Origin of the sequence: Pseudoalteromonas sp. TAE79 (assembly GCF_000498015.1) — a bacterium.
Classification (GTDB): Bacteria; Pseudomonadota; Gammaproteobacteria; order Enterobacterales; family Alteromonadaceae; genus Pseudoalteromonas.
In genome coordinates, this window is record NZ_AUTL01000149.1 from 1 (window position 1) to 12,131 (window position 12,131).

The window sequence follows — 12,131 nt, forward strand, 5'->3', positions numbered from 1 at the left end:
AAGCCATATTTTAGCTGCATTAAAAGCACGAGCTGAGCAAAGTTTTGGCAACCAAGAAATTTTAGGGGCTGTAATCACAGTACCAGCGTACTTTGATGACGCACAGCGCCAAAGTACTAAGGATGCCGCAGAGCTTGCTGGTATTAACGTACTACGTTTATTAAATGAGCCAACAGCAGCAGCGGTTGCTTATGGTTTAGATTCAGGTCAAGAAGGTATTATTGCTGTTTACGATTTAGGTGGTGGTACGTTTGATATATCAGTACTTAGATTACACCAAGGTGTGTTTGAAGTAATGGCAACCGGTGGCGACTCTAGCCTCGGCGGCGATGACTTTGATTCGCTCCTTGTTGATTACTTTAAGCAGCAAACAGGTGTGTCAGCATTATCACCTTCAGTTTTACGTTTATTCATCAATAAAGCAAAAGCGTGTAAAGAAGCATTAAGCCAATACGCTAAAGTAAACGTGGGCCTTGAGTTTGACGATCAAAAATACACCGTTGAAGTAACGCGCGAAACGTTTGATGAAATGGCTATGCCACTAATTAAAAAAACGCTGCGCTCGTGTCGTCGTGCTGTAAAAGATGCTGGCATTGAAAATGAAGAAGTGCTGCAAGTTATTATGGTAGGCGGTTCAACCCGTATGCCATTGGTACGTAGCCAAGTACAAAGCTTTTTTGATAAAGAGCCGCTAACTTCAATCGATCCTGATCGTGTTGTAGCCTTAGGTGCCGCGCTTCAAGCCGACGTGTTAATTGGCAATAAGCCCGATTCTGACATGTTATTGCTTGATGTATTACCGTTATCGCTTGGGCTTGAAACTATGGGTGGTTTGGTTGAAAAAATCATTCCACGTAATACAACGATTCCGGTAGCACGCGCACAAGAATTTACAACGTTTAAAGACGGTCAAACAGCCATGTCATTACATGTGCTGCAAGGTGAGCGTGAGCTTGTTGATGATTGTCGATCGCTTGCTAAGTTTAGCTTAAAAGGTATTCCACCAATGGCGGCAGGCGCTGCGCATATTCGTGTAACCTTTAAAGTTGATGCTGATGGCCTATTAAGTGTTTCAGCTATGGAAAAATCAACAGGTGTACAAGCTGAGATTCAAGTTAAGCCTTCGTTTGGTTTATCTGATGACCAAGTAGCTAACATGCTAAAAGAATCAATGAGCAACGCTAAAGGCGACATGCAAGCGCGTATGCTTAAAGAGCAACAAGTAGAAGCGTTGCGCGTAATAGAAGCGCTTAACGCATCACTTGAAGCCGATGGTGCATTACTTGACGATATGCAACTAGCTAACTTACGCGCTGAAATTGCAGAACTGGTAAAAGTGCGCGAAAATGCACAAGAGCCTGGCGAAATTAAAGCAGCTATCGAAAAAGTCGATAATGCGAGTAGCGACTTTGCATCGCGTAGAATGGATGCATCAATTAAAAAGGCCCTTACAGGGCAGTCAGTAGACAACATTTAAGAGAGATTAGAATGCCACAAATTGTTTTTCTTCCACATCCTGAATTATGTCCTGACGGCGCTGCAATTGAAGCTCCTACAGGTCAAACGGTACTCGACGCTGCGCTTAAAAATGGTATTAGCATTGCGCATGCTTGTGAAAAATCGTGTGCATGTACTACGTGTCACTTAGTGATTCGTGAAGGATTTGATTCACTTGAAGAAAGTGATGAGCTAGAAGACGACATGCTAGATAAAGCATGGGGCTTAGAGCCTGAATCACGCCTTGGTTGCCAAGCAATTATAAGAGATGAAGACCTAGTGGTTGAAATACCTAAGTACAATCTCAATATCGTTAATGAAGAGCACTAGTTTTTAACGATGTATATATTAAAAGCCGCTGTTTGATACAGCGGCTTTTTTGTTTCAAGAAAGCATTTATAAATACGTAGCAGCGACTTTATGTCGCGTTTTTAAATATCAAACGTTTTAAGTTAAATTTTTCTAATCTCAAACTTGAACATCAAAATGATCACGTATTTTTTAGATTATATAAACGCGGGTTAAACCCGCTGCTACGAGTTCAACCCAATCCCTAAAATCTATTTCGGAGGTTTATTTTGAGTAATCTTATTTTCTCAGACTCATTTATTAACGGCGAATTTTATAAAACTGATACGCGCTTTAGCGTTAACGATCCCGCTACCGAAAAAAGTATTGTTGAAGTAAGTGATATTGACGAGCAGGGTGTAAATAGCGCAATAACCGCAGCTCAAGGGGCTTTTGTTAAGTTAAAAACGACAAATGCCACTGAGCGAAGCGAAACCTTGATGCGCTGGTATGAGCTAGTAATAAAGCACAAGCAAACACTTGCAGAGCTGATGACTAAAGAGCAAGGCAAACCACTCAAAGAATCCCTTGGTGAGATTGATTACGGTGCAGGTTTTATCAAATGGTTTGCAGAAGAAGCCAAACGTAGTTACGGAGATGTAATTCCGCCAACAGATGACTCGCATCGTTTAACTAGCTTTAAGCAGCCTGTAGGTGTTGTAGCTGGTATAACGCCGTGGAACTTCCCTATTGCTATGGTTACTCGTAAAGTAGCGCCAGCTTACGCTGCGGGCTGTAGCTTTATATTAAAACCTTCTGAGCACACACCACTTTGTGCTATCGCACTTGCTTACTTAGCTGATCAAGCTGGTTTTGTTAAAGGTGCATTTAATGTACTGGTTTCTCAAGATGCCAAAACAGTAGGCAAAATGCTGACTGATTCAGAAGTTGTGCGTAAGTTTACATTTACCGGTTCTACCGGTGTAGGTAAGCAGTTGCTATCGCAATGTGCAGACACAATTAAACGCACCTCGATGGAGCTTGGCGGTAATGCACCTTTTATTATTTTTGATAATGCTGACTTAGATGAAGCTGTTGAAGGGCTAATGGCGGCTAAATTTAGAAACAGTGGGCAGGCATGTGTTGCTGCAAACCGTATTTTTATACAACGTAATATTCTCGACAAAGTACTGTCAAAAATCACGCCTAAGGTTGCAGCGTTAAAAGTGGCAAATGGTTTTGAAGACGGGGTTGATATTGGTCCGCTTATTTACCCTAAAGCCAAAGAGAAAGTACAGCAGTTAGTACAAGACGCACTCGATAAAGGCGCGACGCTGGTTGGCGATAATAGCGACTTAGGTGGCAGCTTTCAAAATCCATTAATAGTAAACAATGTCACCACAGAAATGGATATTTACCACGAAGAGGTATTTGGTCCAGTATTGACGGTTATTCCTTTTGATGAAGAAAGTGAAGTGCTTGCACTTGCTAACGATGTACCATTTGGTCTAGCGGCCTACTTTTACAGCCAAAACATTAAGCAAATTTACCGAGTTAGTGAAGGGCTTGAATTTGGTATGGTCGGCGTAAATGAAGGTGTTATATCAAACCCAGTAGCGCCATTTGGTGGTGTTAAGCAATCTGGTTTAGGCCGAGAAGGCGGTCATCAAGGGCTTGATGAGTACTTAGAAGAAAAGTACGTGTGTATTAAAATATAACGCCCGTTAAGTTTATGAGCGCGAATTTACTTCGCGCTTTTTTATGACGTTAATATGGCAGATATATGAACTTTATCTTTTACTGTTGCTACACAGAGCACTAAATGCTACCTTTGGAGCCATATTTTTTGTTAATAAAACAACATAAAAAAACAAATAAAAAGTAAAAGGATTTCTATAAGTAGAAATAACCCCGTGTGTAAATGCCACCGTATGGTGGCATTTTTTTGTTTGAATAGTTATAGACTGTAATAAGCGCATTTTGAATAAAGGCATGGCTTTATAGGTGCTAACTTATAGGTGTGTAACCGGGTAAGTTATCAAAATCCACCTCATCTAGCTGCTCTGGGTTAGCATATTCATTGATATAATTTTTATAGACTTGCGACTCAATAAAAATAGCAAAAATGTCAGGATCAAGGTGATTATTACTAACCATGTTCCCTAGAATATTCAAACATTCACTTACCGGTTTTGCTTTTTTATAGGGCCTGTCTACGGCAGAGAGTGCTTCAAAAATATCCGTAATAGCCATTAACCTTGCAGGCACCGACATTTGTTCTTTGGTTAAACCTCTTGGGTAACCAGTACCGTCAAGTTTTTCATGATGACCTAATGCATATTCAGCTACATTACTAAGATGTTTAGGGAACGGCAAAATATCTAATATATTTTTAGTTATATCCATATGGCGTTTCATGATTTCGCGCTCACCTTGGGTAAGTGTGCCGCGTCGTATCATGAGGTTTTCTACTTCATCATCAGTCAGTAGAGGTGTTTCTTCGCCGTTTATTTTAAGCGAATACTGTTTTGATATTCTCAGTATATGGGCTTGTTCTTCTTCGCCCAAAAACTCACCGCCAATATTCACCCGCTGTAATAATGCACGGTCGAGGGCTAGTTGTTTAAGCTCAGTTTCAAGCAATCGTTCAAATTGTAAAACCTCAACCGACTTGTTCTGTTTTATTGCTGAAATAATTTGCTGCTGATAAGAGAGTTCTAAATCTCGACTAATTATTTCAAACTTAGCATCAATAAACTCTATGCGATCGAAAATAGTCTCTAACTTGGTCGACTTTTCCATAATATGATCAGGAGTAGCAATTTTCCCACAGTCATGTAGCCATCCCGCAACACTTAGTTCATGGCGATCCTCTGGGCTCATTATAAAATCTGCTAGTGGACCTTTATCTATTTTATGCACTGCATCAGCAAGCATTAACGTCAGTGCTGGTACCCGCTTACAGTGGCCGCCCGTGTGAGGAGACTTTTCATCTATTGCCATTGCGATAGCTTCGGCAAACGTTGAAAAAAGCACTTCCATATCTTTAACTAAAGTAGAGTTAGTTAGTGAAATAGCGCCTAAAGAGGCAAAAGATCGAATCAGAGTGACGAGCTCTTCACTAAAAGGAATGTTTTTATTTTGCGCATCTTTTACATTTATAAGCTGGATTACACCAATAATGTCATCTTCATGATCTTTTAAAGGAATTGTTAGCATGGACTCAGAACGATAACCCGTGCGAGCATCCATTTTGCGTGCAGCGCTCATATCAAAAGGCAAGGCATCATACACGTCAGGAATATTTATTACTTCCCCTGTATTAACAGAATGCGCAACAATAGCGGTGTCATTTGGTTTGCCATCAATAAAAAGATCTATATTAGGAAAATCAACAGGACCACCTAATGTGCCGCCTAAATAAAGATTCAATGATTTGTTTATTACTGTTTCAAACTTTAGTTGTTTGTTTGAGGTAATAGAGTAAATGCTGCCAGCATCAGAATTTGCTATCGACATTACAACTTGCAGTATTTCATCAAGTAACTTAGACGAGTTTTTTTCGGTTGTTAGTCTAATGCTAATATCGATAAAGTGCTGAAGATTTGTTTTGTCTTTAATGTGCTGTCGCATATGTTTACTACTTTTGAGTATGTTTGAAGGCACCATTCCAATCCTTAGCTAGTGTTTGCAAATCAGTGCCCTTAATACGTTCAATAAAAATGGCATAAATGTTGGGGTTAAATACGGTTGTACTATGTAGTTCTTTAAATAAGCTAAGTGCTTGTGGCCAGTTTTTATTATAAAAAAGCATCATGGCCTGCTGCGACTTTTTAACTTCATTTAACTGCTCTTCATCGAGCTTATCTGTAAAGTTTATAGGTTCAAACAACTGTACAGCAGCTGTTTTACCAACAACTTGCACTTTATCTATTAGACGAAATGAAATATGAGGGCATTCCTTCATCGTTTCTTCTGTAACAAGAATAGCTACGCCATAAAATTTGGTCAAGCTTTCTACTCTAGCACCTAAATTAACAGTATCACCAAGAACTGTATAGGCTTTACGGTAAACCGAACCCATATCACCTACATTCATGTCGCCAGTACTTAAACCGATACCTATTTTTATTGCAGGCTGGTTGTTTTCTGCAAATAACTGATTTATTTTCGTTAACCCGTGGATCATAGACATTGCGGCTTCAACACCATGGCGAGCGTGATTTTCATCTTTTAGTGGGGCATTCCAAAATGCCATCACCATATCGCCTACGTACTTATCAATAGTTCCGTGATGATCAAATATGATTTTGGTAATAGCCGTAAGATATTCGTTTAAATATTCACTTAACTGATGAGGGGTCATACTTTCTGATAGTGAAGTGAAACTACGAATGTCGGCAAACAACACAGTCATATTTTTTCGCTCACTTTTTTGAGATAAACTTTTACCTTGCAGTATCATTTGGTTTATACGCTCAGGAGGAACATATTGGTCAAACATAGATTTTATTTTTCGGCTGTGTTTCATTTCAGCGATAGAGCCTACAATGATGTAATAACCGGCTAATATAATGATGAGTAAAAGAGGCATTAATAAAGGTAAACTAATTTTTTGTACTGACCATAAATAAACGTTTGAAAATATAACGACACTTGTGACTGTAAGAGACAAAACAATAATAAAACGTGCGCTCTTAGCATGGCTAAAAAACGACAGTACGCAACCCGTCAATGCAATGATGAGTAAGCTTGCTCCCTGTGACCAATTAGGTTTAGAGGGAAGTAGCTCTGGGTGCATTAACCCTTCAAATATATTGGCATGAACCTCCACACCTGGGTATTGCAAACCAACAGGTGTTGACCTTAAATCAGCAAGCCCTACGGCGGAAGTACCAATAAAGGCTACTGCGCCTTCTAATTCCTCTAAACCAATTTTTTTGGTCAAAATATCGGTAGCCGAATAATAAGGAAAGCTATGCGCACGGCCTTTGTAAGGAATTAATACTTGCCCATACTCATCAGTTTGAATCCACTTATCTTGAAACTTTATACCTTCGAATAAGGTTATACCATCTAACATATTGGAACGGGTTTCTATGTTTTCAGCAAGGGTATACAGCCGAGCAACTTCAAGTGCTAAAGAAGGGTAGAGTGTATCGCCAACTCGATTTACAAGAGCTGCTTTACGTATAAAACCATCTTCATCGCTATGTGCATTGATAAAACCGGTACCCGTTGTCGCATTTTGTAACTGAGGAATATTTACAATAGCACCAGGAAACTGGTTTATTTGTGAATTAGTATGATCTGCATTTGCCCATACAACACTGCTTTTAGCTGGCAAGTTTTGATTTGTGAGTTGTTCATCAATTAATAAAAAACCAAGAACAGTATCATTTTTAGATAATGCGCTTGCTAGCTTTGAGTCTGCATCGACTTGTTTAGTAATTTCAGCAAAGGGGATGGTGTACTTTTTTGATAAATCAGGAATCTCAGACATAATTTTTGTAACAGGGTTTTCTTCCTGTTCAGAAAAAAATATATCGAATGCAATAACAATAACACCTGCATCGGTAAGCTTTGTAACAAGGTCAGCTACTTTTGAGCGACTCCAAGGAAAGCGTCCTTGTTCTTGCATGCTCTTTTCATCGATATCAATTATTACAACGGTTTCATCGATGCGCCTAGGCGTCTCTGAAAGCGTCAGTAATAACCGAGAGTCGTATATTATGCCTTCTACACGGTTAACTAACTTTGCAAGCGACCCAGTTGAAAATAACTCTATTGATGCAATTAATAATGTAATAACAGCGCCAATAAAAAAGTGCTTTGAGGTAATGGGTTTTAAGAAGCTAATGAGTAACGCTCCTTGATAGACTAAAAATCAAAAACTCGTCCTTCTCGGCCGCATTCTATTTTTACCTGTTGAGCGTACTGCGTGTGTAAATACTTTTCTATAGCGACTAACTGTTCATCGGTTCTTGATGGATCGTGGCTAATAATAATCACATTTTTAATACTCGCTTTTATAGCAAGCTCAGCAACCTGATCTATGGTGCTATGACCCCAACCATGCTTAAGAGGCAAGTCTGCATCTATAAATTGAGCATCGTGAATTAGTAAATCAGCGCCTTCAATAAAATTACTCCATTCGCAAATACTTGTGTTTAGCTTATCTGGTGGGTTTAGCTCATTGTCGGTAACGTAAGCTATCTTTTTTTCATCTGCTTTAATGCAATAAGCAGTACCGCCACCAGGGTGATTCAGTGGAGCAGTAGAAACCAAAAAACCGTTAAGTGTAAATTGCTTTTGAGACGATAAATCAGTATTAAGCGTAATATTGGCAGGTAAATCCTGATAACACACAGGAAAGTACGAACCACTCATTTGCTTTAATATGGCATCTTGGCTTTTTTTATCATCAACGTTGCCAGCTACAATGGTTATATTGCGGTTGGGCTGGTAGATAGGTTTAAAAAAAGGAAACCCTTGAATATGATCCCAATGATTGTGCGTTAGCAAAATATTGATAGGACTTTGTGTTTCTAGTAAACGTGTACCGAGTTCTACAATACCGGTACCAGAGTCTAAAATAAGATCTTTACCGTTGTTTTGTTCAATGTACACACATGAGGTATTTCCCCCAAAAATGTGTGTATTACTTCCAGCTGAAGGCATCGAGCCTCTAACACCAAAAAATTCAACTTTCATAATTTAAGGCTAAGCTCCATCTGCTTCAAAATTGAATTTAGAAATACTAACATTGTTAGAGTTAGTGTCATTACAGGTGCTACTTACAACAACTTGGGTATCATTTTGCAGGATGATTGAAGTAAACACATGTGTACTGACACATTGGCTTGCTTCATAAAAGCCGGCACCACTGGCTCCAAACGTATTATCCAAAGTACCGTCAGTTAAAATGCGCGCTAACATGCCTTTATTGTTGCCCATACCAACTAAAACAATATTGTTGTTGGTATCAAAAACGGCACTTTTTACTTCGGTATCTCCCGTTGAAGCTAATGTATATTGGTCTAAAGGGTAGCTGTCATCAATTACTCCAGATGCGAGTAATCGCGTAATACTAGCTTTATTAGGCGTATCTACAACGTTTGCAATTAAATATAATTTATTTGATTCGTCGACTAATACTTTTACCATTTTATTCTCGGAATCAATGGTTGTTTCACCTATGTATTTGTAGGTTTGCTCACCGTCAGAGTCGAGCTTTAATGCTATTAATTCTGAACTGGCACCTGATACAGATTTACCACCAATAAAAATACTATCATCACTGATAAAAACACTTTCATAATATTCAAAAGGTGTTCCTATAATTTTTCCATTGCTACCAAAGTCATCGTCAAGTGTACCGTCAGAATCTAGCATCATGATAAACGAACTAGGAGTATCGGCTATAACTACAGAGCCAACTGCTACAACGTTGCCATCATGTAGTGCTAAATCAGTTAAGTTAAGCTTTTCAGCACCTGAAATAGAAGTAGAGTAAATACCATCACTGGCGAATGAGGTATCTAAATCACCATTTTGATCAACTTTAGCTATAAAGCCCTCTTCACCGTCAGTTTTGCTTTTAGATCCCGCAATAAATAAGCTGCCGCTATTGTGTTCAACCAACGCTATATTAGGTACGCTCAAATCTATGGCAATTTCTTTATGACCACTTTCGCTAAAGCTAGTATCTATAGCACCCGTACTCGTAAAGCGTGTTAATACTAACTTAGTAATTGAGTTCGATTTAGCCGTTGATGCAAGAATATACTTACCGACCTGAGGGCCATTGCTCAGTTGTAAAACGTGCATTGATTGATCGTCAGATTCTGCGCTTATAGTATCAAAAGCAAGATAACCAACGTCTGCAAAGTTACTGAATAATGTGGCTTGCTCGTCAATTGCTGCAACAAATGGTTTAGTGGTTGAGTCGTCAATAACACCCGATACCCATACTGTATCATTCGCATCTATAGTTGCCGATTTGGCAAATTGCTTACCATTGATACCTGAAATAATATTAATACCTGATGCACCATAAGTACTATCAAGTGAACCATCAGACGTTAAAATACGGGCAGAAAATAGTTTTTCACTAGCAGAAACTCCAGTAGTGCCAGATAACGTAATTCCATTTTTGATTGGCTCATATTTTACGCCGGTTACACTCGCGCCACCATCACCACTACCACTATCACTATCAATATCGTAAATAGCAGTACCTGCATCACCAAAACTCGCTATAAGAGTACCTGTTTTATCAATAGCCAAAACCACGGCTTCTTTTTCACCACTATTACGAGTTATGTAACCACCTGCAAAAGCTGTAAAGTCGGTGTTTTTAGCGCCGCCAATTGCAAATAGTTCGTCATCTTTATTATTCTTGGACAAGTCGAGCGATAATGCTGCGCTACCATTAAAGCTTCCATTGTTTTCACCATCAGAAATTAAATAACGAATAAGTACGTCTTTATCACCAGTTGCACTTGTGACACTGCCAACAACCATAAGATCAGAGCTATTAAAGTTTTTAATAGCAAACGCTTCGTCATCTCTACTAGCGCCGCTCACATCGACAATTTTAGGGCTTCCGGCTTCATAAGCGAGCGTAGATATGTCGTATTTTATCCATAAGCTATCGTTGTCGTTACCATTAAATGACTTACCAACAGCCTGAATTTTATTGTCGCTAAATTCAAGGTCATTAATCACGAGGGTGCTTGCTAATGCGGTACAGTGAATACCTGAATTATTATCTCCAGAGTTATTACTTAATACGCCAGCGGTATTCATTTTCAACAAACATGCTTCGGTATTTGTGCCATCAAAACTAGTGTAAGCAACAAAGAGGCTTGTACCATCAGAGATGATAGCTGTTGCTTGTTCATCATTTTCTAAATCTAATACTTTAACGCCATCACCATTAAATGCTGTATTTATCACACCACTCGTTGTATACGATGCAATAACAATATCTTTGTCGCTGTTATTACTAAAACCTACAAAGTAAAGGTTATTATTTAGCTCAATACTGTCATTAAATTCACCGCTTGAAAAAACTCCAGAAAGCTCAAGTTCACCTGTTATAGGGCGACCAAATGTTTCATCTTCAACAGGAACTAGGGGCTCCATATCATCAGTGATATCAATTATTATATTAATAGGAGTTGTTTCGTTAGGCGTACCGTCGTCAGTAATAGCTAGGCTCAATATGTACTGAGGAGTTGTTTCAAAATCAAACGGGCTTTCACCTTTTACAGTTAATAAGCCAGAATCATTATTTATTTCGAATATGGGGGCACCACTGAGTATGGTGTAACTTAAATTTTGGTTCTCAATGTCTGAGGCACTAACAGACCCAATAGTGTCGCCATCGGTTGCGTTTTCGCTAATATTAAAACCTTGGTTTGACGCAACAGGAGCATCGTTAATAGGAGCAATCGTAATTGACAAACTACCAGTATCTGTAGCGTTATTCCCATCATCAACAGTATAACTGACAACAACAATACCGTTGGTATTTGCAGCCGGTGTGTACTGTAGTTTGTTATCAACAACGGATACTGAACCNCGGCTGACGCTGCTGTTATGCTTAGGTTATCACTATCAGCGTCTATATCATTAATCAACACATCAATGAGTAGCGGTGCTGCATCTTCATCCATCGTTGCCGTGTCAGCATTTGCAATGGGTTCATCGTTTACAGGTGTAATAGTGATAGTTAACGTTGCTGTACTGGCGCCGCCATTGCTATCGCTTACAGTATAAGTAACTGTTGCTAAGCCGTTGTCGTCGGCTNCTGCCGGTGTATATTGAATTTGATTGCCAACCACTGATACAGAGCCAATATCAGCTGATGCTGTGCTTATGGCAAGGCTGTCGCCATCTTCATCAGAGTCATTGGCTAATACGTTTATCAGTATTGGCGCTGCATCTTCAGCCATAGTTGCAGTATCGTTATTAGTCACTGGTGCATCATTCACGGCAGTTATTGTAATAGCGACTGTGGCTGTATTGGTTCCACCATTATTATCACTTACAGTATAAGTTACCGTGGCGAGTCCATTGGTATTCGCAGCTGGGGTATATTGAATTTGATTGCCAACTACTGAGGCTGAGCCAATATCAGCTGAGGCAGCACTGATCGTCAGGCTGTCGCCATCCTCATCTGAGTCATTGGCTAATACGTTTATCAGTATTGGCGCTGCATCTTCCGCCATAGTTGCCGTGTCAGCATTTGCTATTGGAGCATCATTTACAGGTGTAATAGTGATAGTTAACGTTGCTGTACTGGCGCCGCCGTTGCTATCGCTTACAGTATAAGTAAC

General features: G+C 39.4%; 7 protein-coding genes and 1 pseudogene. 3 read left to right on the plus strand and 5 right to left on the minus strand.

Going from position 1 to position 12,131, the window contains the following annotated elements; translation table 11 throughout:
• The 3 genes from hscA to L655_RS0110900 all read left to right on the plus strand — a co-directional run.
• Positions 1 to 1,477 (plus strand): Fe-S protein assembly chaperone HscA (gene hscA, locus L655_RS0110890; protein WP_024605046.1); only part of this gene is annotated, 1,477 nt, incomplete at its 5' end.
• A gap of 11 nt (positions 1,478 to 1,488) precedes the next feature.
• Positions 1,489 to 1,827, plus strand: a complete 339-nt coding sequence (gene fdx, locus L655_RS0110895; protein WP_002958430.1) for an ISC system 2Fe-2S type ferredoxin — start codon at positions 1,489 to 1,491, stop codon at positions 1,825 to 1,827.
• A gap of 248 nt (positions 1,828 to 2,075) precedes the next feature.
• Entirely contained in the window at positions 2,076 to 3,503 is a 1,428-nt protein-coding gene (locus L655_RS0110900) for an NAD-dependent succinate-semialdehyde dehydrogenase (RefSeq protein WP_024605047.1), read from the plus strand.
• Between the two features lie 289 nt (positions 3,504 to 3,792).
• On the opposite strand, the gene L655_RS0110905 is transcribed toward L655_RS0110900, so the two are convergent.
• The 5 genes and pseudogenes from L655_RS0110905 to L655_RS1000000127985 all read right to left on the minus strand — a co-directional run.
• Positions 3,793 to 5,454: an HD family phosphohydrolase gene (locus tag L655_RS0110905; RefSeq protein WP_024605048.1), complete on the minus strand. Its 1,662-nt coding sequence runs from the start codon at positions 5,452 to 5,454 to the stop codon at positions 3,793 to 3,795.
• The gene (locus tag L655_RS0110910) at positions 5,426 to 7,645 is read right to left on the minus strand and encodes an adenylate/guanylate cyclase domain-containing protein (RefSeq protein WP_076915307.1); all 2,220 of its coding nucleotides are present in this window, start codon (positions 7,643 to 7,645) and stop codon (positions 5,426 to 5,428) included. Before L655_RS0110910 ends, L655_RS0110905 begins: the two co-directional genes overlap by 29 nt.
• A gap of 20 nt (positions 7,646 to 7,665) precedes the next feature.
• Positions 7,666 to 8,499 carry an MBL fold metallo-hydrolase gene (locus tag L655_RS0110920; protein WP_024605050.1) on the minus strand — a complete coding sequence of 278 codons (834 nt, stop codon included), beginning with the start codon at positions 8,497 to 8,499 and terminating at the stop codon, positions 7,666 to 7,668.
• A gap of 9 nt (positions 8,500 to 8,508) precedes the next feature.
• Positions 8,509 to 11,256 (minus strand): cadherin repeat domain-containing protein, encoded by a 2,748-nt coding sequence (locus tag L655_RS01000000125490; protein WP_050582205.1) that lies wholly within the window; start codon positions 11,254 to 11,256, stop codon positions 8,509 to 8,511.
• A gap of 45 nt (positions 11,257 to 11,301) precedes the next feature.
• Positions 11,302 to 12,077 (minus strand): annotated as a pseudogene (locus L655_RS1000000127985) (Ig-like domain-containing protein); the annotation flags it as partial.
• Positions 12,078 to 12,131 lie beyond the last annotated feature (54 nt).